21 protein-coding genes and 1 tRNA gene are annotated in these 22,361 nt (G+C 60.4%); 9 read left to right on the plus strand and 13 right to left on the minus strand.

Features of this window, described 5'->3' with window-relative positions; all coding sequences use genetic code 11:
- Positions 1-39: 39 nt before the first annotated feature.
- Both ACLI1M_RS00755 and ACLI1M_RS00760 read left to right on the plus strand, forming a co-directional pair.
- Entirely contained in the window at positions 40-933 is an 894-nt protein-coding gene (locus ACLI1M_RS00755; protein WP_023020339.1) for an alpha/beta hydrolase, read from the plus strand.
- Positions 934-996: 63 nt separating this feature from the next.
- Complete coding sequence (locus tag ACLI1M_RS00760) at positions 997-2,382, plus strand: PepSY-associated TM helix domain-containing protein (RefSeq protein ID WP_248099294.1); 1,386 nt, start codon at positions 997-999, stop codon at positions 2,380-2,382.
- Here the strand turns inward: ACLI1M_RS00760 and ACLI1M_RS00765 are convergent.
- From ACLI1M_RS00765 to ACLI1M_RS00785, 5 genes are all read right to left on the minus strand, one after another.
- Positions 2,321-5,782, minus strand: coding sequence for an arabinosyltransferase domain-containing protein (locus ACLI1M_RS00765; protein WP_411706612.1), 3,462 nt, complete (start codon positions 5,780-5,782; stop codon positions 2,321-2,323). The genes ACLI1M_RS00760 and ACLI1M_RS00765 overlap by 62 nt on opposite strands.
- A 74-nt stretch (positions 5,783-5,856) precedes the next feature.
- A complete protein-coding gene (locus ACLI1M_RS00770) occupies positions 5,857-7,833 on the minus strand; it encodes a galactan 5-O-arabinofuranosyltransferase (protein ID WP_248099293.1) in 1,977 nt (658 codons plus the stop codon).
- Positions 7,834-8,013: 180 nt separating this feature from the next.
- The gene (locus ACLI1M_RS00775) at positions 8,014-8,772 is read right to left on the minus strand and encodes a decaprenylphospho-beta-D-erythro-pentofuranosid-2-ulose 2-reductase (protein ID WP_023020343.1); all 759 of its coding nucleotides are present in this window, start codon (positions 8,770-8,772) and stop codon (positions 8,014-8,016) included.
- Positions 8,773-8,809: 37 nt separating this feature from the next.
- Complete coding sequence (locus ACLI1M_RS00780) at positions 8,810-10,225, minus strand: FAD-binding oxidoreductase (protein WP_005329755.1); 1,416 nt, start codon at positions 10,223-10,225, stop codon at positions 8,810-8,812.
- Between the two features lie 126 nt (positions 10,226-10,351).
- Complete coding sequence (locus tag ACLI1M_RS00785) at positions 10,352-10,627, minus strand: hypothetical protein (RefSeq protein WP_034656156.1); 276 nt, start codon at positions 10,625-10,627, stop codon at positions 10,352-10,354.
- Between the two features lie 34 nt (positions 10,628-10,661).
- On the opposite strand from ACLI1M_RS00785, the gene ACLI1M_RS00790 reads away from it, so the two are divergent.
- From ACLI1M_RS00790 to ACLI1M_RS00800, 3 genes are read left to right on the plus strand one after another with little or no spacing between them, the layout of a single operon-like run.
- The gene (locus ACLI1M_RS00790) at positions 10,662-11,126 is read left to right on the plus strand and encodes a hypothetical protein (RefSeq protein WP_248099291.1); all 465 of its coding nucleotides are present in this window, start codon (positions 10,662-10,664) and stop codon (positions 11,124-11,126) included.
- 9 nt (positions 11,127-11,135) lie between these two features.
- Positions 11,136-12,044, plus strand: a complete 909-nt coding sequence (locus ACLI1M_RS00795) for a plasmid pRiA4b ORF-3 family protein (RefSeq protein ID WP_239206303.1) — start codon at positions 11,136-11,138, stop codon at positions 12,042-12,044.
- An 11-nt stretch (positions 12,045-12,055) separates the two neighbouring features.
- On the plus strand, positions 12,056-12,496 hold the full coding sequence (locus ACLI1M_RS00800) for a GtrA family protein (protein ID WP_023020348.1): 441 nt from the start codon (positions 12,056-12,058) through the stop codon (positions 12,494-12,496).
- A gap of 121 nt (positions 12,497-12,617) precedes the next feature.
- Here the strand turns inward: ACLI1M_RS00800 and ACLI1M_RS00805 are convergent, their stop codons facing one another.
- On the minus strand, positions 12,618-13,535 hold the full coding sequence (locus ACLI1M_RS00805) for a glycosyltransferase (protein WP_200288995.1): 918 nt from the start codon (positions 13,533-13,535) through the stop codon (positions 12,618-12,620).
- Positions 13,536-13,629: 94 nt separating this feature from the next.
- Here ACLI1M_RS00805 and ACLI1M_RS00810 point away from each other — a divergent pair, with 94 nt between their 5' ends.
- Positions 13,630-14,298: a GNAT family N-acetyltransferase gene (locus tag ACLI1M_RS00810; RefSeq protein WP_411706613.1), complete on the plus strand. Its 669-nt coding sequence runs from the start codon at positions 13,630-13,632 to the stop codon at positions 14,296-14,298.
- Here the strand turns inward: ACLI1M_RS00810 and ACLI1M_RS00815 are convergent.
- The gene (locus tag ACLI1M_RS00815) at positions 14,295-15,098 is read right to left on the minus strand and encodes an ABC transporter ATP-binding protein (protein WP_023020351.1); all 804 of its coding nucleotides are present in this window, start codon (positions 15,096-15,098) and stop codon (positions 14,295-14,297) included. The genes ACLI1M_RS00810 and ACLI1M_RS00815 overlap by 4 nt on opposite strands.
- A gap of 46 nt (positions 15,099-15,144) precedes the next feature.
- On the minus strand, positions 15,145-15,996 hold the full coding sequence (locus ACLI1M_RS00820; protein ID WP_051138321.1) for an ABC transporter permease: 852 nt from the start codon (positions 15,994-15,996) through the stop codon (positions 15,145-15,147).
- 212 nt (positions 15,997-16,208) lie between these two features.
- Between ACLI1M_RS00820 and ACLI1M_RS00825 the strand changes: the two genes are divergently transcribed.
- Complete coding sequence (locus ACLI1M_RS00825) at positions 16,209-17,465, plus strand: aminotransferase class V-fold PLP-dependent enzyme (protein ID WP_248099287.1); 1,257 nt, start codon at positions 16,209-16,211, stop codon at positions 17,463-17,465.
- Here ACLI1M_RS00825 and ACLI1M_RS00830 read toward each other — a convergent pair.
- Positions 17,462-18,418: an NAD(P)H-quinone oxidoreductase gene (locus ACLI1M_RS00830; protein ID WP_200288994.1), complete on the minus strand. Its 957-nt coding sequence runs from the start codon at positions 18,416-18,418 to the stop codon at positions 17,462-17,464. The two genes, ACLI1M_RS00825 and ACLI1M_RS00830, sit on opposite strands and share 4 nt — an antisense overlap.
- Before the next feature lie 166 nt (positions 18,419-18,584).
- On the opposite strand from ACLI1M_RS00830, the gene ACLI1M_RS00835 reads away from it, so the two are divergent.
- A tRNA-Ser gene (locus ACLI1M_RS00835) sits at positions 18,585-18,671 on the plus strand.
- 317 nt (positions 18,672-18,988) lie between these two features.
- A complete protein-coding gene (locus tag ACLI1M_RS00840) occupies positions 18,989-19,243 on the plus strand; it encodes a PLD nuclease N-terminal domain-containing protein (protein WP_023020355.1) in 255 nt (84 codons plus the stop codon).
- 19 nt (positions 19,244-19,262) lie between these two features.
- On the opposite strand, the gene ACLI1M_RS00845 is transcribed toward ACLI1M_RS00840, so the two are convergent.
- Genes ACLI1M_RS00845 through ACLI1M_RS00860 form a run of 4 tightly spaced genes read right to left on the minus strand, consistent with a single transcriptional unit; the run spans position 19,263 to position 22,330 of the window.
- A complete protein-coding gene (locus ACLI1M_RS00845) occupies positions 19,263-20,270 on the minus strand; it encodes a ThiF family adenylyltransferase (protein WP_248099285.1) in 1,008 nt (335 codons plus the stop codon).
- The gene (locus ACLI1M_RS00850; protein WP_239207811.1) at positions 20,267-20,728 is read right to left on the minus strand and encodes a molybdenum cofactor biosynthesis protein MoaE; all 462 of its coding nucleotides are present in this window, start codon (positions 20,726-20,728) and stop codon (positions 20,267-20,269) included. The genes ACLI1M_RS00845 and ACLI1M_RS00850 overlap by 4 nt, the downstream gene beginning before the upstream one ends.
- Positions 20,718-21,197, minus strand: coding sequence for a MogA/MoaB family molybdenum cofactor biosynthesis protein (locus ACLI1M_RS00855; RefSeq protein WP_239207812.1), 480 nt, complete (start codon positions 21,195-21,197; stop codon positions 20,718-20,720). Before ACLI1M_RS00855 ends, ACLI1M_RS00850 begins: the two co-directional genes overlap by 11 nt.
- Positions 21,194-22,330 (minus strand): molybdopterin molybdotransferase MoeA, encoded by a 1,137-nt coding sequence (locus ACLI1M_RS00860; protein ID WP_239207813.1) that lies wholly within the window; start codon positions 22,328-22,330, stop codon positions 21,194-21,196. The genes ACLI1M_RS00855 and ACLI1M_RS00860 overlap by 4 nt, the downstream gene beginning before the upstream one ends.
- Positions 22,331-22,361 lie beyond the last annotated feature (31 nt).

Raw genomic sequence — 22,361 nt, forward strand, 5'->3', positions numbered from 1 at the left:
ACCTTTCCGCCGGTAGGCGGTGCGCGTAGGCTCGGTGGCATGACTAACGCAGATGCTAACCAGGATCCGCACCGCCCGCTGGAGCCGGGACAGGAGTGGCACATCGGCGGCCAGGACCGTCAGATGGACGACAAGGAGCAGCTTGAGCAGCTCGTTGCCTATATCGATGCCCACTACGACACCCCGGATTTCCGCCCGCCGTGGGCTGGGGGCGGCTCTCCTGAGGCGGATCAATATTGCGCGCTCTTGCCGGACCGGATTACACACGCGGCAATGATGGTGCTCGGCACTGCGGTGGATCATGCGCTGCCGGGCACCGCCTATACGGAGGGCATCAGCGTGGAAGAATCCGAGGTGGGAACCATTTTTCGGCCCACAAAGTCCACCGGCCGCTGGGCGGTGTCGCTCCACTCGGGCGGCTGGTGGCGCGGTGCTGGCCAGGCGCTGGAGATGCAGTGGCGCCCTGAGGTAGCAGCCGCCGCACAGCTATCCGGTACCACCATCATTGATGTGGATTATCCGCTCGCGCCTGCGCACACCGTGGCGGAGATGGTCACTGCCGTGCAGCAGGCCATCGACTATGCCCGCGCGCAGGATGCTTCCAGCGTTACTACCTGGGGATATTCCTCCGGCGGGGCACTAGCGGCGCTTGCGCCTGCCGACGCCCTCCTGCTCACCTTCCCCGATTTCGGTGCCCTGGAAAATCTGCCTGAGGATCTCCGTGCCGGCTATGCAATTCCTGCGGACCTTTCTAAGCTCTGCACGGATATTTTCGTCCAGACCGCGACCGAGGATGAGATTGCTGCGCGTGTTTCTGTGCCCGGCGCCGTGGCGCGCGATTATGTTTCCACCCACCGCGTGTCTACCCCGGCGGTTGCCCGTCAGCGCGTGCGGGATGCGGCCGCGTTTCTGGCAGAGGAGTTGGAAAAATAACAATTCCCTGGCGGTTCCATGCTAAAAGGGAACTAGTTTCAATAGGATCGCGACTAGTTCCGCATGACCATATCCACTCATGGCGCGCTATCGCGCCTGCATAAATTCACCGGCGTAATCATTGCGCCCTTTCTCATCGTCGCAGCGTTAAGCGGGTTTCTCTATGCCTTGGCGCCCACCTTTGAACCGTGGATTTACCACGATGAGGTGACAGCCACCGCGCAAGGCAGCCCGCGCAGCCTTGATGAACAGATTGCCGCCGCCCAGCGCCAGCACCCGGATGGGACCGTGGTTCGAGTCGAGCCTTCCGAAGATCCGCAGGAGACCACCCGCGTGCTTTTCGACGACCCCACCGCTCCCAATTCCAGCTATACCCACGCCGTCTTTGTAGACCCGGTGGATCTGCACATCACTGGCGAACTACAACAATATGGCGGCTCGCGGGCGCTGCCTTTCCGTACGTGGGCCTCTAATGGCCACCGCACCCTATGGTTGGGCGAGCCTGGCCGTCTCTATGCCGAACTTGCGGCCTCGTGGCTCGGCGCGCTGAGCATCCTCGGTCTCTACCTGTGGCTCAAGCGTAAACAAAGGAATAAGAAGCAGCCCTCTAAGGTACTGGCGCTGCACGCCCGCGTGGGTGCCTGGTTGTTGCCGGGCTTCCTCTTTCTTACGGTTACTGGCCTGACATGGTCGCTGGTAGCGGGCACAAGTATTGGCAAGGTGCGGGAGGAACTTAATTGGAAGGAACCGTCCGTGGCCACCTCCGTTGCAGAAGCGGGGGCTAGCACTGGGGCGGGGGAGCATGCCAACCACGCCGAGCACGTGGGGCACGCGGGGCACGCTGGGCATACGGGAAACCACGATGCCGCAGAACTCGCCGGAGCCCAAACTGCAGAATCGACCGCCCGTAGCCAGGGTTTGACCGGGGTGCTGGAAATGACTCCGCCGGAAAAGCCCGGCGATGCGTGGGGCGTGCGGGAGGCTCGTGCGGCCTTCAAGTTACGCAGCGACGCCGTAGCGGTTACTCCGAACGGCGAGGTCATCGACCGCATCAATTCCGCCGATTGGCCGCTTGCCGCGCAGCTTACTTCGTGGCTCATCCAGCTGCACATGGGGACGCTTTTTGGAATCTATAGCCAGGTTGCATTGGCGGTACTCGCCCTCGGCCTGCTCGTGGTGAGCATTGCGGGCCTGTGGATGTGGTGGAAGAAACCGCGCCGCAGCCTGCCCGAGCTAAAAATTACCCCCGCCGTGCTGGCGGGGGCGGTGGCCTACTCAATCATCGCGCCGCTCTTTGGCGCTTCGCTATTGCTCTTTTTCGTAGGTGATTGGATCGTGCGGCGCCTGCGCGCCCCGAAGCGGGATCGGGGCGCGGCCGCTGGGGAGGTTACTCCTCGCCCTCGGGGCGAATCTTCATCTCGGAGTCTTTCCACAGTCCGGAACGGGTAATGTCCTCATAATCAATCTCGGCTGGGACTGGGGCATTGCCCTGTGAATCGGTACGCAGTTCGTACTTTTCGATGGCACCCCAGTCGCGGGCCCAGTCATTATTGAGGTAGCTCGGGATCTCATAGGAGTAGTTGACCGCCTCCGCGGTGGACATGGCGCCACCGCCGGAGAAGGACTGGAAATCCGTCAGCGAGGTCTGTGCCGAGGAGTCCGGCAGGATGCGGTACTGCGGAATTTCGGTAACGCCGGCAAAGTGGTCAAAGGTGCGCTGGCACGGGAACTGTAGGGCTACGGCCCAGTCCAATAGTGCCGGGGTGTCCTTGGAGAACTGGTTATTGATGGTGTCTAGCTCTGGGACGCGCGGTGGAGTAAAGGCCAGCCAGTCATCCTCATCGGTGGAGTCATCCGTTGCTACCAGGCGCACCACGTTGGCATCCTTTGGCAACTTATCCAGTGGCAGGCGCAGGTTGCGCCACTTTGGCGTGGCACCGACGGCGGAGAGTTCTTCCTCGCCAGTATTGGTGACCTTTCCGGAGTCATCGATGGTGCCGTACTCGAGGCTAAGCTTCATGCCTTCCTGCTCTACCCCGTTGACGTCGTGGTGGTAGATATTGCCGGCTGCAGATACGGCGAGCACGGGAGTATTGTCCTTGGCCTCTGGCAGGTTGTACCACTTGGTGGTCACTTCAGAGGTGGAGTCTTGCTCCTCGGAATAGGAGCCGAGCACCGGGACCTTGGTGTAATCCAGGTTGAACGGCAGGTGCATGGTAGAGCCATTGACACCCTCAGTGCCGCGTACTCCACCCTCCGAGGTATTGGTGGTTTCCTTGGACTTCTTGTCCTTTTTGTCTTGCTTATTCTTTGTCTCCTGGGAATCCGCGGAATCGCTGTTACCGCCGGATTCGGTATCCGCACCCGAGGTAGCGGTCTCCGCGCTATCGGAGGAGGAGTCGCTGGAGCCATCCGCGATGGCACCTACGGAGGCGGAATTCTGGTTTTCCGGCTCGATGGATTCAGGGATGAAGTTTGGATCGAAGCCCTTGTGGGTCTCGTCCTGGTCCACCAGGGAATCGCCCAAGTCGCCTTCAACCGGGGTCAGGAAGGAATCATTGGTGTTGGTCTCCACCATGGTCTGATCCGCCAGAGCGCAGGTATTGCCGCGCAGGGAGGCCACGTTGCCCTTGCCCACGGAGTAGGAATCCGCCTGCGAGACGGTGGCCTTGGCAAAGGAAGCACACGATAGCGCTATCACGATGGCACAGGCCAAGGCGATGGGCGCGGACATGATACCGGCGGAGCGCGAAACCTTAGCGGCGGCATTTTTCTCAAATTCCGCCAGGGTGCCGGCCTCTTCTGCTTGGGACTTGCGGTAGCTATGGCGCAGGGACTGCACTATGCCGATAGCGAAGATGACCAGCGCGATGGCAAGGAGCACCTTATTGGCCTCGATGGCCTTGAATTGCACCGTACGGTCCCACCACGGGATGCCAAAGGAGGAAACGTACCACCAAGCGTTCCAGCCGGCGAAAGAGATGGCCAATAAGAAGACCACCGCGGCGATAGCGAAGGTGCGAGCGCGCGGCGAGCGCAGTGCGAATTGGGAGAGCACCACGGCACCGAGGGCGGCGATAACACCGGCCACGCCGGCGTAGATGCCAAAGTGGTGGGTCCACTTGGTGGGGGTGAACATGAGGAAGAACATGGACAGCGCCACAATAATGAGCAGGCGCTGGGTCGGGCTAACGGCAGCACCGACGACACGGCGGTCTTTGATGAAGGCCGCCACGATGAGCACTAGGCAGAAGAGCATGGTGAAGACCGCGAAGCGGCGGGTGAGCGAGCCATCCACCGATTCCTGGAAGAGGGTGGAGTAGCGCGCGTACTCCGCGTACCACGGCAGGGAGGGGCCAACCTCGGAGCGCACGCGGGTGGACTCCAGCACGGTCGATAGCGTCTGGTCACCAAAGGCGGCAACCATGATGGCGGTGCCAGCGCTAAGGAATGGCGCAATGAGCGCGAGCCAGCCCAAGGTGCCACCGCCCATGGACGGTACGCGCTCGGCCATGGCGCGGAAGAGGTGCGGCAGGCTGACCAGGAAAACGCCCACGGCAAAGAGGCCGGTGGGGCCGGCGGCCAAGGTGATGGTTGCGGCGATGGTGCCCACGGCCGCCGGGAGCAGGCGGTGGGTGGAAATGGCACGCTCAAAAGAGGCCCAAGTAAACATCACGCCAAGCGCCACGATGGGCTCGGGGCGGGTGCCGTTGTTATAGGGCAGCCAGAAGGCCAAGAACATAAGCGCCGCGGTCCAGTGAGCGACCCGGCGGCCGTCGACAAGCTGGCCAAAGCGCGGGAGTATCTCGCGGGAGAGGATAAACCAGATGATGAGCCCAGAAATCAGGCCGGGCAAGCGCACGAAGACCGAGGCGGTGGAAATCTGGGAGAGAACGGCAACCAGGTCATAATAGGGGGCGCCGAAGGGCGCCTCTGGCACGCCGTACCAGCGGTAGTAGTTGGCCATGTAGGTCGCGTGATCGAAGACGCGGCTCATGGAGAAGATGAAGCCATCATCGGAGGTATTGGCGCCGAAGATATACCAAAATCCCAAGACGGCGGCCACCACGCCATCGAGCGGGCGCACCTTCTTCCACGTCTTAGGCATGAAGCCAAAGCGGCGGCCATCGAGGCGGTCGATGCGCCATAGGCAGAACAGGGATACGACCACCATGGCGGTGCCCAGCCACATGGCGATGGTCTTGAGCACCGTCGGGGAGGAGGTGAAGCGGGAGTTGATATCGACGTGCACATTGAGGCCGTCGTCAAGCAGGGCCTGCACGTCCGCTTTATCGTCTATTTCGGTATAGACACCGGTGACCTGCGGGCGAAGATCCTCCTCGGTGGTCTTTTCATGATCCCCCACGCGCACGCTGGTGCCATCGCCCGTAGCGGAAATCTCAATCTTGGCGTCCTTAGGGAGCTTGGCTACCTCTTTGGAGTTGAGGGTAAGCAGAACCTCATCCAAGGAGACAACGGAAAGGCCCTCCTCATTCGCGCGGACGAAAAGACCGCGGTTGGAGGCCTTTTTTGACTCCGGCGGGACGGTGCCGTAGACCATGGACTGTCCCTCACGCAGCTCATCAACTGCGGAGATAGGGATAGTGGCCTGAAGATCCTCCGGCGCCACGGAAATGAGTGGCGCGTTGATGGATTGCACGGAATCATGCTGCGGCCAGTCATAAGAGGACTGAGTTTGGGTCACCGGCAGTAGCGGGGTGGCTACAAAACACAGGAAACCAATCAGTCCGGCAATGATCGCGGTCCACCGCAGGCCCGCGGGGGCGGCGGTGAAGCGGGAGCTAGCAGGTCGCGCTTGGGTGGTATTCGTAGTGAGGCTATCTGACACGGCGATTAGTCTACGTCAGATAACCCTCTCCGCCCGCGGGCACACCCTGCCACGGGCGGGAAGTGTGGGTGAACTTACTTGGTGCGAACGGCTGTTACGAAGGGGCCGGTCTGCTTTAGCTTCCAGCCCTTGTCAAAGACATCGGCGTTGAAGAAGACCGCGCGATAGCGAATATTCGGCTGATTGGGGTAGATATCTTCTGCCAAATGTAGCTTGAAACCATCGTCCTTATTTTCTAAATCACCGCGGAAGATCATGACATCTGGGCTGCGCCACGCAGCGGAATCCAGGGCCTTGCGGAACTCATCCGGCTTCATGTCCCAGGAATCGTTGGCCCAGGTTTCAATCTGCTCATTGCGGGTGCTGAACTCACCCAGTGGATTGGCATAGTGGCTGGTAAAGGCGTTGAAACCCCAATAAGGGTAGTAAGACATGAAGATCTTTTCATCAGTAAGCACCACCGTGTCATCCGGCGTATAGCCCTGGTCCTGGATGAAGTTGTGGATATCCAGGTAGTAATGAGCAGAATCGCTAGTGAAGCGGTCGGCGCGCTCGCCATAGCCATCGGTATCGCTATAAGCGTGGTCGATGGCGTCCTCGTTGGCCTCCGGAATCTGCTGCGCATAGAAGACGCCGGCCAGGGCAAGGATAATGCCCAAGACCGCGGTGATTTGCTTATTGGTGGTATGGGAGAAGCGCGCCGGGTAGAGGCGGTGTACGCCCAAGAGGCGAACCTCGGCTAAGGCTAGGACACCGGCGGTAGCAAAAAGGAGTACCACGATGATTTCCAGGCGGAAGCTCAGCAGCGTGGTGCCGGCCAGCGTTGCCACCATAGACACAACGATCCATAGATAGCTGCCAATGAGGGAGATGCCCAGCGCGCGCACCTCTTGGTCATTGAGACGAATGACCATGTAGATAAGTCCCATAAGGCAGAGGAAGCCCACAATGCTAAAGGACAAAAATGGCACCGGAATCTGGGTGCCTTCCTCCGGCAAGTAGTGCTGCGCGGTGGTCTGCAGCGGTACTGGCGAGTGCATGACCGCCCATATATAGGGGCCCCAGGCGATGAGCGCAATGGCAATGGAGCCTGCCGCCATTACCGCCAAGCGCACGATGGGGCGCCACGTATGCTCATATAGCGCGGTAAAGAGCGCGATGAGGCTGACCACGGTGAGCGCGGCCGCACCGGTGAAAAGCGTGTAGAACGTGGCGGAAATGCCCAGGTAGAGTGTCACACCCAGGGTGGAGAGCCAAGAGCCACGGAAGGCGCGGGCGCTGAGCACTGCGACGGTGGGCAGGCCCATGGCGATGACCGCGGAGTAGGGCTCCTCGGCCGCGATGGTGAGCGTAATCGCGGTGGTGACTAGGGCGATGGCGGTGGCGACCGGTAGGGAGCTGGTGAGGCGCTGCCAGAGGGGCACCAAAATGCAGCCGGCTACAGCGATGGAGATAAGCGCCCAGGGCTGGTAGACCTCCCATCCCGGAATGCCCAATAGCGCTCCCAAGCGGCCGCCCAGCCAGAACCAGCCAATGGGGTAAAAGGACGGCATATCCTGGTAGTTCATATCCGCATAGCCCATCTCATCCACTGAGCGGGTGAGGAACTGGGTGCGGAAAGCCTGATCCACCTGCACGCCGTCGAGCCACAAACGGGAGGCGGACAGCGGCAGGCCCACGGCAGCCAAGGTCAGCAGCGCGGGGGAGAGGTAGGTGACCGCGTAGGTCAGCCAGACCCGCCAGCGCGGCCGAGTAAAGCAATCCTTGTAGTGGTCATAAAGCCACCACACGCACAGCCCGCCGGCTAGAGCCAGCGTGACCACTACGCCCACTGTGCTCAGCGCGCGGGTGACCATGGAGGTATTAAAAGAAGGCAGAGATACCGTCTTGAAGGCAAACCAGCCCAGCAGCGTGACCACACCACTGGCTAGGGCGGTCAACACAATACCCAGCAGGGTCGCGCGATGAGTCAGCGCATCGGCGCGGTAGGCCTCGGTGCGCGGATTTTCGCTCACGGGCGTTGACTGGGTGGGTATAGCTGTGCTTGTCATGCCCATTAGTTTCGCATACCCAAGCGCCACAACCCAGATTTGGCGCGGGCAGGAAAACACTTGCTTTCCGACGCCCCCTTATACACCACCGCCCCCGCCCCTCCCCGCCGCGGGCGTGCAGCGAGACGGAGGAGCGGGGGCGAGGCGGCTGGCAGGCGCCAGTGCAGAAACCGCGGTGATTTAGAACGGCAGCTTGCGGAAAATGGCCTGCGGAATGAACTTGAATGCCAAAGAAACGTATTCAAACAGCGGGTGCACGAAGATGGACTGCTTGCCATCGAGCACGGCCTTCACGGTGGCTTCGGCAACATCGGAGACGTTGACGGTCAACGGGGCGTCGCCAGCCTCGGCGGACATCTTGGTGCGCACCTGGCCCGGGCGGACAACCAGCACGTTGGCGCCGGTGCCGCGCAGAGCCTCTCCCAGGTTGATGTAGAAGCCGTCCACGCCTGCCTTGGAAGCACCGTAGACAAAGTTGGAACGGCGCACGCGCATGCCAGCCACGGAGGACATGGCGACGATGGTGCCGTGGCCCTGGTGCTTGAACTTCTCGCCCAGAAGCACGCCCACGGAAACCGGGGCGGTGTAGTTGGTCTGCGCGGAGGCGACGGCCTTGTCGTGGTTTTGCCACAGCTCCTCCTGGTCACCCAGGGTGCCGAAGGCAACGATGGCCACGTCTACGTCGCCACGTGCCCAGGCTTTATTGATTACCTCTGGGTGGGAGTCAAAGTCAGTGGCGTCGAAGTCTAGAACCTCTACGTCAGCGCCGCGAGATTCCAGGTCTGCCTTGGCCTGGGCGATCCGCGGGGACTCCGGGCGGGCAGCCAGGGTGACCTTGGCGGGGCCGCGCTGCAGGAATTCGGAGACGACGCCGAGGCCGATCTCAGAGGTGCCGCCCAGAAGCAGGATGTGTTGTGCTTGGCCTACTGCATTAAGCATGGTCAGTAAATCTCCTTAAAGGTGTTATTTCCAGTGATTAGTGCAGCTCGAGGCGGCGGGACATATCGGAGGCGAAGACGCCGGTCGGGTCGATTTCATTGCGGGTCTTCAGCCAGCCCTCCATGCCCGGGTACATCTTGTGGAAGTTCTCCGCGGAAGTGCGGGACTCCTTGGCCAAGTAGAGGCGGCCGCCGAATTCCATCACGCGGCGGTCCAAGTCATCCAGGAACTTGCCCAGGCCCGGACGGATGGGGAAGTCCACGCAGACGTTCCAACCCGGCATTGGATAGGACAGCGGCGCGCGGTTGCCTTCACCGAAGAGCTTGAACACGTTGAGGGCCGAGTAGTGGCCGGAGCGTTGCATATCGCGGATGATCTCCTTGAACGGCTCCACGGCCTCGGTCGGTACCACGAACTGGTACTGCAAGAAGCCCTTGGAACCGTAGCCGCGGTTCCACTCACCGATGAGATCCAACGGCTGGTAGAACTGCGTCAGGTTCTTGACCTGGTTCTTGGCCGGTGCACCCATGGTGTAGTAGGCCAATCCCACAGCGGAGAGGGAAAGCTTATTCATGGTCCAGGACGGGAAGATATCCGGCACCGTCATCAGCTGCGGCGCATTGAACTTCAACGGATCCTTAGCCAGCTTCGGGGCTAGCTCTTCCAGCTGTGCCAAGGTGGCCAGCGAACCGCGGGAAATGGTGGAGCGACCCAGCTTTGGTTCTGGGGAAATGACATCGAACCAGGCGGAAGAATAAGTGTAGTTGTGCTCGGAACCATCGGAGTGGAAGGCGATGGTTTCATCCAAGTTATCGGTGCGGTCCGTATCCGCGATGAAATAAGCGGTTTCCGTCTTGGTCATGCGGATGGTGGCGCGCAGGATGATGCCGGTTAGGCCCATGCCGCCAACGGTGGCCCAGAAGAGGTCGCCGCTGGGGTCATCCTCGGAGCCTTCCGGGGTCAGGTGCAGCACGCGGCCATCGGCCACGAGCAGCTCCATGGAGACCACGTGGTCACCAAAGGAGCCGGCGGAGTGGTGGTTCTTACCGTGAATATCCGGGCCGATCGCGCCACCGATGGTGACCTGGCGGGTACCCGGCAGAACCGGAACCCACAGGCCATAAGGCAGGGCAGCCTTCATCAGCTGGTCTAGGGTGACACCACCATCGACGTCCACCAGAGCGGACTCCGGGTCGATGGAGTGGATCTTATTGAGCTTTTGCATGTCGATGACCAGGCCGCCGCCATTTTGGGCGGGGTCACCGTAGGAGCGGCCCATACCGCGGGCAATGACGCCACGGCGCAGGTGGGCGGGCTTATCCGAGTTATCTTCTGCAACCTGGGCCACGGCCTTCTTGATCACGTCCACGTCTTCGGTGGCGAGAACATGGGCGGTCGTCGGGGCGGTGCGGCCCCAGCCGTGCAGGGACTTTTCAGTGGTATGTAATTCCATCTCTTACTCTTTGCTCGACGGATTTGTGTCGCCTCCCTAGCCTACCTAGCTCACACGAGGGTAGACGGAGTGGCGCGAGTGATATTCAGAACAAAACGGACGCTTGTACTGCCCGAATGTGTCCGTTTATAGATCCATAAGCGCGCGGATTTCCTCCGGCAGTTCTTCCTGAGATTCAATAATCGGGCCATCGTACTCCCGCAAAAGGTCATAGACACGAGCGCGCGAGGAGGAATCCAGCATGGGCAATTCCTCTGCCATCAGGCGAGTCATGAAAGGACTCAACGGCACATCGGTGTGTTCCGTGGCCTCGAAGTGGCCGTTGCGCTTATCGTCTTCCGCACGCACATCCTGAGCCGCCTGCTGCGCTGGCGTCATGTGCTCTGTCTTATCCGAGTACATGCGCATTAGCTTACCGCCGCTTAAAGTGGTCGCTATGACCAACAACCACGAGACGCAAGATCAGCGCCAAGACAACTACGCCCTCGATGACACCCTGGCGGGCCGCATTACCCAAGCCGCTGCCGTGGGTATCGCGACCTCTTATCCGGATTGGATCACATCCAAAGGCGGTTTGATTACTGCCTATACCTTGTCTTTCTTTGGTTTTGGTGCCCTGGTGGCCTATACCAACGCGCACGCGGAACAGGATGGTGATGAGCCGCGCTCCCCGCAAGATGCATCCGATCAGGGCCTCAAACCCTGGGCCATTTTTGCCGCGGTGGTACTGCTGCTCATCCTAGGCGGCTGGATGAACGTTGCAATTTCCCGCCGAATGGTAAAGTTCCTGCGCAAGCGCGGTGCCAAGCGGCCCTGGACTCTGTTGGGCGCCGTTGGTGCGGCACTGACGTTCCTAATTAGTGAGTTGGAAGCGCGCGATATCGCAAAACTAGCAGCCTAAAACTTGCGTATGGTGGGGCTCATGAACGCAGGGGTCACCGATATCGCACAGGCGCGGGCCAAACGCGCCAATAGCGTGGTATCCCTCAAACGCGAGCCCCTAACAATCATTTGCCAAGCCGCGAATATCCGCGCCGATGGCGAGGTGCACCGCCAGATTGGCTTTAGCGATGCCCTGACCTTCACCGAGTTGCACCGTGTGCTGCGCATTTGCTTTGGCCTGCCGGAGGAGGAATCCCCCTGGCACTTTTATGAACACACCGAGGCGCGTGGCCCGCGCATCGATCCGGAACGTCAGGCCTCCGAATTCCTTTGGCGCGAAGGCGATCAAATCGACTTCGCCTGGGGGCTATGGGACTTCGAGCTGGTGGTAGCTGAAATTTATCCGCGCGATAATGGCACCCCGGAAGCGCTATGCGTAGGCGGTTCGGGCTCGCTCTTTGCACCCTTTGAATTAACCAGCGTCAACCGGGAATTGACCGGGCAAGAAGTCACCGATGAGGTCCTTTCCGCGGTAGCGTCCCCTGTGCGTGATTTGATTGAGCGCACCAAACTCTATGACTTTGTTCCGCTGCTGCAGGCGATGGACCTAAGCAGGGGTACCGAATTGTCACCGCAAACTGCCCGCGTGCTCGCCAGCCTGCCGCGCGAGGTTACCCATGAAGGCAAAGACGCCTTTTGGTCCATGGCACTAGCCCTATCGTGCATGGGTGGCGCGGAGCTGACCGATTCCGTCGTGGAGACCACCATGGATGCCCTCGGCTGGGTCAATGACGATGGCTCGGCGCTGACCGGGGCTGAAGTGCGGGAGTTATGTGCGGCATCGTTGCAGCAATTGGCGGGGATAGGCGCCTATGGTGCGGAATCCGCCGCGCCGGTGGATCGGTTGGACATGTACCGAGCGCTCTTGCGCGGGTAGGCTACTCACTCGTGACTAACTCCGCTGATGACGCCGTAGAAGTAAAACCTTCGTCCACCTCGCTGCACACCCAACTGGTGCGATTTATTTCCGTGGGTGTAGGTGCCGCCGCCATTGACTATGGCCTGACGCTTTTATTGACGTACTTGGGACTGCACCGTTCCGCCGCCAAGGCCATCGGTTGGGTCTTTGGCACCATTGCCGCCTACCTGGCTAATGCGCGGTGGACCTTTGGGGTCAAGGTCTCTGGCCGTACAGCCGTCACCGTGGGGATCTTGTACGCCTCCACTTTCGCGGTTCAAAACTTCCTATACTGGGTGCTCAATGAGCCGCTTTTATCCCTTGGCTTAGAAGGCGTGCTTAAAGACACCATCGCCTTTGTCATCGCCCAGGGCGTGGCCACAGTGACCAATTTTGCCATTCAGAGGGCCTTCATTTTTAAAGAAAAATAACCTCACCACGGGAATCGAGCCCGACCAATCTGCGCGCGGGGTGTCAAGCTCTCGGTGGTGGCGGGTATGTGCCGCGCTTATCGATGCCCCCCTTGCCCAGCCCCTGCAGTTCGGCATCGGCCTAGCTAGGGCGCCGGAAATCTTCCCTGCGCCCGCGGTTGTGAAGCTTGAGCCATTCGATAAAGCCGGCCGGATCGTGGCGCTGGATCAGGAAGAACCAGCCAAAGCGGGCGAATTCCTGTGGCAGTAGCTTGCGCATGCCGCGCTGCCACAATAAATAGCCGCGATTGCGGTAAGTGAAAAACCGCTTGAACTCACCCTCTGGGAACTGGGTGTGCATCTTGCCGCCCAAAATGGGCTTGAACTCATCCGATCCATCTGGGTGCAGGTAGCTCGTGGTCAGAGCCGTGCCGAAAGAGAGCCCGGAATTGACCAGCCGGCGGTGGTATTCCACCTCATCGCCGCGGATGAAGAGCCGATAGTCCGGTACACCAATGATCTCCATGGCCGCTGCGGAAATCAGCGCGCCGTTAAATAGCGATGCAATGCCAGGCAGGAAATCGCCCTCCAGCTCATCCATTCGCCGGCGCCACACCAGACCTTGGCGCAGGGGGAAGGCGAGCTGGTCGGGATCGTTGATATTGCATACCGCTGGCGAGACCTCATGCAAACGGTTGGCCTCGGCCACCCGATACAGCTCCGCAAGTACCGTGTGATCGGCGGGGCGGCCATCGTCATCGGCACACCACACGGCATCCGCGCCCAAAGAAAGGGCGGTGAGAAAGCCCAGCGCAAAGCCGCCAGCTCCGCCTAGATTGGTCTCCGAAGGCACGTAGACGCCGCGGTCTCCCGCCATGGACTCGACAAGTTCACGCACTGCATTTTCCGCACCATTATCCACCACGATCACCCACTGCACGGGGTGGGTTTGGTGTACCACCTGTTCGAGCGATGCCCGCAGCAGTTCGGCGCGCTGATGGGTAACAATGACGGCGGCGGTAGAACCGGTAGAAGTCAGGGTGGCAGTCATGGGTTCCATCTTGCCACCGGGGTGGGGGACCAGCGCAGAAACACTCCGCATTGGTGGAGCGAAAAGTGGATATAGGCGCAGCTTTGCGGATACTGTGAAGCCTATGGAAAACTTCTGGCCGCCTTTTGCGGTGACCATTCGGGCCTGCGATGATACGGGCCGCGGAGTTGACCTGCGTGTCATGCGCGATGAGGACATCGCACAGGGAGCGCAGGTGTGTGCGGAAGATATCTATGGCGACGACATTCCAGAACATGCATTTCCCTGGCTTTTTGATGAGAAGACGAATACCCCCGCCGCCATGGCCCAGCACCGATGGGAGCACCGAGCGAAGCTGTGCCCCCAGAAGTGGACCTTGGATTTCATCGCTCGCCAGGTAGAAACCCAAGAATTAGTAGGCGTGGTGGACCTGGCGGCAGAAAATTTTGCGGCCGCACGGGAAATAGAAACTGCATCATGGGTGCTGCACCGCTTTCAAGGCCAAGGCTATGGCACGCTTATCCGCCAGGCGATGGCGGCGTTTTCCTTCTTGCACCTCGATGCGGGTTCGCTGTGCACCAGTTGGATAAAAACCAACCGCGCCTCAGCCCGGGTGAGTGAAAAGTTGGGCTACCGCGTTAGCACCGAGGAAAAGGAAGAGCCTGCGGGCCCAGGAAAAATTAACCGGCCGGTGGTCAGCGCGCGCCTAAGCGCTGCGGACTATCACCGGCCGGAAGGGGTGCAGGTGGACGTGACGGGTGTGGGGGACCCGCTGCTGCATATGCTCAGCTAGTTGCCGCTGGTGTCCTCATTTTCAAAACGCTCGCGCAGGTCGCGGACGTAGTCGCCCACCTCAGGTCCTTCGTACTCACCGACGACCTCGGAAACTTCGCCTACCGAGCGGATCTCACCGTGGTCGATCCACAAGGCGGTATTGCATAGCTGGGCCAAAAAGTCATTGGAGTGGGAGGCAAAGACCAGGATGCCGGAGCGCTTCACCAGCTCCTGCAGGCGTACGCGTGCCTTGGCCATGAAGGCGGCGTCGACCGCACCAATGCCCTCATCCAACAACAGGATTTCCGGCTCAATGGAGGTCACCACGCCGAGTGCCAAGCGCACTCGCATACCGGTGGAATAGGTGCGCAGCGGCATGGAGAGATAATCGCCGAGCTCAGAAAACTCCGCAATCTCATCCATCTTCTTTTTCATCTGCTTGATGGACTGGCCCAAAAACAGGCCGCGGATAATGATGTTGTCGTAGCCAGAAACTTCCGGGTCCATGCCTACGCCCAAATCAAAAACGGGGGCCACCCGGCCGCGCACATCGGCAGAACCGCGGGTGGGCTCATAGATCCCAGACAAGAGGCGCAGCAAGGTGGATTTGCCGGCGCCGTTATGGCCCACCAAACCCACACGATCGCCCTCGCGCAGGTGCAGGTTAACGTCCTTCAGGGCTTCCACCACGACGGTGTTTTGGGCATTTTTGCCAATGGCGCCACCGGCAGAAGAGAGCATGGCCTTCTTCAGTGAGCGAGATTTGGCATCAAAGATGGGAAAGTCCACGCACGCGTTATACGTATCAATCGAGACCATCAGTCAGTATCCTTTCGAGGAATCTCCACAAGTACAGGGCGTGGGCTTAGACCCAGTAGCTGACGCGGAAGCGCCACTTGCGCATGACCAAGCCGGCGATGAGCAGGCCGAGCACGGTGCAGCCGATAACGATCCACCAGTGGTAGGCGGCTACCGGCTCACCGATCATGGGTGCGCGGACGATTTCTAGGTAGTGATAGAGCGGGTTGATCTCCGCGATGCGGGCTCGCCCGGCCACGGCACCGCCCTGATCCTTCAGGGTATTGGTCATCCACACAATCGGGGTGACGTAGAACAAGAGCTGGGTTAAAGCCTCCAGCAGCGGGGCTACGTCACGGAAGCGGGTGGCAATGATGCCAAAGAACATCGTGACCCACACGCCGTTGACCAACAACAACGCCAAGCCTGGGATAAAGAGGAAGAACTCCCAACCCAGGCTGCGCGGGAAGATGAGGATAAGCAACAGCCAGATGATGAGGTTATGGCCCAAAAATAATGTTTGGCGCCACACCAAGCGGTAGACGTGCACCGAAAGAGGGGCGGGAAGCTGTTTAATCAAGCCCTCATTATCAATGAAGACGGTGGAGCCTTCCTTGATACAGCCCGAAATGAAGGTCCACATAATAAGGCCCACGGTGACGTGGGGGAGGAACTCCGCGACGGGAATCTGGAAGAGCATGGAGTACAAAAGGCCCAAGGCGAGGGCCATCACGCCGGTGGCGATGGTGATCCAAAACGGGCCCAGGACAGAGCGGCGGTAGCGCTGCTTAATATCTTGAATACCCAGTTTGAACCACAGCTCGCGCTGCTGTGCACCCTGCGCAAGGTCCGCGAAGGCGGCCTTGAGGGTCTCGGACTGGGACGCTGGGGTGGCCTCGCCGTCTGGCTGGGAGGTCATGCGGGCGATATCAGCGCGCAGTTGATTGTTATCTTGCACGCTCAACACCCTAGCGCGCGGGCTGCGCAAACGGGAACTACACGCCGCTAGCCTGCGAAAACGGCCATATTCAGCGAAAATCCAGATTTGGGAAACTTGCGGCAAACGCGTATACAGTAGGGAATCGACCGCCACTGAGTGGCGATGCCTAGCGCGAAAAAGAAGGGACCGAAATGCCAGCAGGAGCTTCGGCGCACTATGACGTATTCAGTGTGCGCGGTTTATACACCGGGCTATCTGATGGTTGGACCTACCTCAACGCGCACGCGGTTCCCCAGATTTCTGAGAGAGTAGCCTCCGGCGTGGCCCGCTCTTTCCGTATGTCTACCGCGGTGGCGCCCCAGGAAGGGCCGGGCGGCGCCCACTCTGCCACACCCGCCCCGGGGCGATTGGAAGGAGATGGGAATTACACCGCTGCGCGCATGGCCGTAGCAGATCTGACCGGTTCCAAAGCAGACCGCGTGGTGCTCGGTCCCTCCCTGCCGGTGCTATACCAGTCCTTGGCGCATGCGGCGCGCCCGCTGCTCGGCAGCAATTCCTCACTAGTGCTCTCAAAGCTGGACCCGCCTTCCTTGTATTCAGCATTTTCTGAGGTTAAAGCAGAAACCCGCTGGGCCCAGCCGGACTTAGGTACGGGTGAGTTGCCGGGTTTCCAATTCGCCGAGCTTGTCGACGGCTCCACGCGACTCGTCGCTTTCTCTGCCGCCCACGAGCTTTTGGGTACGGTCTCCCCGACGGCTGAGATCATAGACACCGTGCATGAACGCTCTCGCGCCTGGACGCTTCTCGACGTCTCTGGGATCGCCCCCTACCGTCCCATCAACTTCGATGAGCTCGGTGCCGATATCTTGGGTCTCGACCTTGGTCTGCTGGGCGGCCCGCAGCTAGCGGCCTTGGTATTCCGCGATACCCGTATGTTCCGCCGCCTCGATGCCCTCGATCCGGTGCATGCCAGCAAGGGCGCTCGCAAGCTGGAAACGCCAATTTCCTCTGGCCTGGCCGGCGGTGTCGGACCACTCGTGGACCATCTTGCCGCCCTCGCCGGTGGGGAGAATGGCTCCCGTCGCAAGCGCCTGCGCACCTCTATGGATGCGCTTAGCGCCTACCTCGAGGACCTGCGCGGGGACCTTTATTCCTTCTTGAGCACCCTGCCCGCCGTGCATATCCTTGGCGTGACCGGGGAAGCGGCCGCGGGTGCCTCCGACGATCGCCTGCCGCGCCTCACCTTCGCAGTAAAGGGTGTTCCGGCCGAGACGGTTTATAAGCGCCTCTTTGATAACGGCCTTGTTACCACGCTTGCCCCGCAGACCCCGTTGCTTACGGAGATGGGTGTGGAAGAAATCGGTGGTGCCGTGACGGTTGCGCTTGGCCCCTTCAATACCTATCACGACGTCGAGCATCTCATCCGCGTCGTAGCCTCGCTGGCTTAAACGGCAAGCACCAAGGTGCCGGTGACCTCGCCGCTGTCTAGGGCAGTGTGGGCTTGGGCGGCGTCGGCAAGCGGGTAAGTGGCGTGCAACGCATGCTTTACCCGGCCATCCTCCAACATGGGCCAGACATTTTCTACCGTGCCGGCCACAATCTGGGCCTTATCGTCTAAGTCGCGGGCGCGCAGCGTCGTACCCTGAATAGTCAGACGCTTGGGCAACATGGCGCCCAAGTTAATTTCTGCTTTGGTGCCGCCCTGCATGCCAATAATGATGAGCTTGCCGTCCTTAGCTAGGCACTTCATATTCTTTTCAAGGTATTTTGCGCCGATGATGTCCAAAATGACATCGCAGCTTCCCTTCAACTCGTCTAAGAAGTCCTGCTTCTTATAGTTGATGAGAATGTCGGCGCCCAGCTCGCGGCAACGCTCCAACTTCTCTTGCGAACCGGCCGTTACCGCCACTTCTGCTCCTAGCGCCTTGGCTACCTGAATGGCAAAAGTACCAATGCCACCGCCTCCACCATGGATAAGCACGCGCTGGCCCTCGTGGAGGTTCGCCTCAATGCCCAAGTTGGACCAGACGGTGCATCCAACCTCGACTACCGCCGCGGTTTCCTCAACGCTATACCCCTGGGGTAGAGGGAGTAGCTGGCCCTGTGGGACCGCAACGTATTCGGCGTAGCCACCACCAGCGAGCAAACAGCCCACTTCGGTGCCCACCTCCCAGTCGGTATCCCCGGCGTCCGCGATGGTGCCTGCTGCCTCCAAGCCTAAGATTTCCGACGCCCCCGGTGGTGGCGGATAAGCTCCCATCGTTTGCAGGATATCGCCGCGGTTAACGCCCGCTGCCTGCACCTTGACGAGCACTTCGCCTGATTGCAGTTGCGGAACGTCGACCTCTTGGAGTTCCAAGGAGCGACGCTCCTGGGGATCGGTCTGCACGATTGCCTTCATCTTTGTTGTAGTCATAGGGCCCAATCTAACGGAGCTCATGTGTCCTGCGCCACGAAAGGGGCTGTATTTCAGAACTACAGGTGGATTTTTGGGAAACCAGGCCATCTATTTAGTAGACTGACCAAGTTGCTTCTTGGGCAAGGAGATTGCCTTCGATACGCAACTTGGAGACGTGGCAGAGCGGCCGAATGCACCGGTCTTGAAAACCGGCGAGGTAATACCTCCGCGGGTTCAAATCCCGCCGTCTCCGCCAACGTCATAATTTATGACTCGGCGATACCTCGGTAGCTTCTGGCTCACGCTAGGAGTTACCGTTTTCTCGTTTTACTTATGTGCGGCTATCCCGGGAGGCCTCACCCTGGATGGTGTTAACCCGAACTTGGTCATGGCGGGGCACCGGAAAACGGCTTGGGGTTAAAACCTGCTTCTTGTGGTGCTGCGGCATTTCATACCGGGGGATGATGTGCCTGGTGCGGCGCAGACTTAATCTTGGAAATGTACAGGGCAAGTGAGATGTGATTGTGGTCAAGCTCTGTAGCGAAGATAAAAATCACTCGGCGAAAGGACACTATGAGCACTTCGGAGTTTTACCTAGCAGCAGCGGAATCTACTAACCCTAACGATACGTGGTGGTTCCTCGGGTTCCTTCCCATCCTTTTGCTCGTCGCGTTCTGGATAGCGGCCTTAATTTCTATCATTTTTTCTGGGTACACGCTTGCGGCGAAGGTGCTCTTTATCGTCGCTACCTTCACACTGCCCTTCTTAGGACCGCTGATCTGGTTCCTCTTTGTTCGCGGAAAAGAAGACAAGAATAGAAGGGTCTAGACGACTCGCCGGGGGCGCGTTAAGACGCTCCTTGTTGTTCCAACCACGCGTTAATACCGCCACGCAGGGAAACCACCTGTAAGTATCCGCGCTCGCGCAGAGCGTGGACGGCTTGGGCGGAGCGGATGCCGCTGGCGCAATATATAACGGCTACCTCGTCCCGTGCGATATCGGGGTTTTCACCGGCGAGGATGCGGTTGAGGGGAAGATGCGCTGAATTAGGAATGGTAGACTGGGCGCGCTCGGGGTCTGTGCGGACATCGATAAGCATGGCGTGAGCAGGGATCTCGCGGACCTCGGGGGCATCGTCCGGCTGGGTAGGCTCCGCCCCGGTGGAACGGATGGGGATATACTCCCACGTCCCAGAAAGGGCCTCGTAGTAGCCGAGCGTGCCCATAAGCGGGGTGCCGACGCCGGTAATGATTTTTAAGGCTTCCAAGGCCATCGCGGATCCCACCACGCCGACGATCGGCCCCAGAACGCCGGCCTGGGAGCACGAAGGAACCTCGCCTGGGGCAGGGGCAGTGGGAAAGACATCCTCGTACACGGGGCCCTTGCCCGACCAAAAGACGCTCATTTGCGCATCGAATCCCAAGATAGAGGCCCAAATGTGCGGAATGCCCAAGCTATGGGCGGCCCAAGAGCACAGGTAGCGGGCGTCGAAATTATCCGTGCCATCGAGGAGCACGTCGCAGCCGCGCAATTGCTCGAGGGCGGTGGCCGTTTCGAGGCGACCATGGCAGGTGATGTCCACCTCCGGATTGAGCGCGCGGACGGCGGCCGCGGCGGAATCAGTCTTCGGCGTGCCAATGGCCGCGGTGGTGTGGATGACTTGGCGGTGCAGGTTGGAAGGGGAGACCACGTCGTCGTCGAAAAGCGAAATGTGGCCTACGCCCGCACCGGCCAGGTAGAGCAAGGCGGGGGAGCCTAGGCCGCCGGCGCCGATAACAGCCACGTGGGCTGCGCTGAGCTTGCGCTGTCCCTCCTCGCCCCAGAGCGCTTCTTGGCGGGCATAGCGGATGCTCATTCCAGCCCCACCCAGTGAGTGGAGCCATCGCCGTGGCTTTGTTCTTTCCAGATAGGGACCTCGGCTTTGACGCGATCGGCGCATTCTTCGGCCGCACGAAAGGCATCGCCGCGGTGCGCGGCGGCCGCAACTACGGCAAAGGCTAGGTCACCAACCTTGAGATCCCCCGTGCGGTGGGCGGCCCAGAGGCGCACTGGGTGGTTAGCCGCGACAGAATCGGTGACTTCCTGCAGCTTTTCCGGTGCGGTTGGATGCGCGCTATAGGAAAGAAGGGTGACATTCGGCCGGCCGCCATCATGATCGCGGACGACGCCTTCAAAGGTGACAACGGCACCCATGGCGGCCGTGGCGGTCTCTTCCTTGGCAGCGGCAAGGTGGGATTCAAGGGGCTGATCGCCCAAAAGCGTGCCAATGGTGCAGCCGGTCTGTTCGGCCACATAGGAGGGATCAGTGCTCATGTACTCCTTCTAACATATCGACGATCGGAACAATTAATTTATCCAAAACCGCACAGCCGTCTTTTACCCCGCCGGTGGAACCAGGCAGCGTCATAGCAAAGGTGGAGTCATTAACACCGGCAATCGCGCGGGAAGCCACCGCGGTGGGCACGCTTTCCAAGCCTTTCTGCCAGAAGGCCACTGCGATGCCAGGCAGCTCGCGGGTGATATGCGGCGCGACAGCTTCTACCGTCTTGTCATCTTGAGTCAGGCCGGTGCCACCAGAGGTCAAGATGACCGAGGGCTCTTCGGCGAAGGCGGCAGCAACGGCGGCGGCAATATCGGCATCGGGGACGATGCGTGCATCGGGGCAGTCAAAGCCCTTGCGTCGCAAGAATTCCACCGCGATGGGGCCGGATCGATCCTCGTAGATTCCTGCGGCGGCGCGGGTAGAAGCGACGATGACGATGGCGGTGCGCTGTGGGCTCATAGTGGGTAGACCTCAACTTCCTGGCCTTCCGCAAGGCGTTGGCCGGCTGGGATGCGGATGAGATGGGTGGCATCGGCCGCTTGGGCGAGCAGATGGGAGCTGGCACCACCGAGGATATGGGCGTGGGAATCGACGCGCCCACGGCGAAATTGCTCTTTGTGCGCGAGGCCTTCAATGCCTGCCGCGAGCGGAACGCGGAAAGACTCCGGTGCCCAACCCAGCGCCGGAGCAACGAAGAGGCGGAAACTTACCAACGTGGAGAGGGGATTTCCCGGCAGACAGATTACCGGCGTGCCGTGGAAAGTAGCGATACCCTGTGGCCCGCCGGGCTGCTGGTCCACATGGCCGAACCAGCCATCGAGCACTTGGCGTACTACTTCAAACTTCCCAGCAGAGATTCCGCCCGAGGTAATGATGGCGTCCGGGTGATGTTGCGCAATGGCGTCTGCGAAAGCGTGGGTTAGGGCCTCCGGGTCATCATCGGTGGTGGTATAGCCCGCGACGTCGATGCCGGCGCGGCGGGCCAATGCCGTCAATAACGGCGCATTGGCGTCAGGAATGGCGGCGCTACCACTGCCGATTTCTGCTCCGCCGGTGCAAATCAGGATGCGGGCGGGGCGGTAGACCTCCACCTCGGCGATGCCTTGGGAAGCAAGGGCGGCCAAGCGGACCGGCGTGAGTTTATCGCCCTGGGCCGCCAGGAGGGCGCCTTCTTCTAAGTCCGAGCCGGCGCGGCGGATGAATTGCCCAGGTGAGGTCTCCGGCACGGTGACACGGTCACCCGGGGCGAGGAATTCTTGTGGTTCGCAGTGCTCAATGGGCACGATGGCTGCAGTTCCTTCCGGCACCTTGGCGCCGGTCATGATGGGGCAGGCCGCGTTGAGTGAGCCGTGGAGCACTTGGGCGGGCTCTGTACCGGCGGCGATGGTGGGGCCTACCTGGTAAGTCCCGGCCGCACACTGGGGGAGGGCGTAGCCATCCATTTGTGAATTATCAAAGCGCGGGGAAGGGAAATCAGCGCGGATATCCGCAGCTAAGACCATTTCCTGTGCCTGATTGAGGGCCACGGTGGTTACGTGACGTACGGGCAGGGCCGCGGCGACTTCACGCGCGTGGGCTTCAGGTGTGCGCATGACGGCTAGTTTACCCACGGTCTCGACACGG

The organism is Corynebacterium sp. LaCa54 (assembly GCF_046717495.1).
GTDB lineage: Bacteria > Actinomycetota > Actinomycetes > Mycobacteriales > Mycobacteriaceae > Corynebacterium > Corynebacterium kefirresidentii.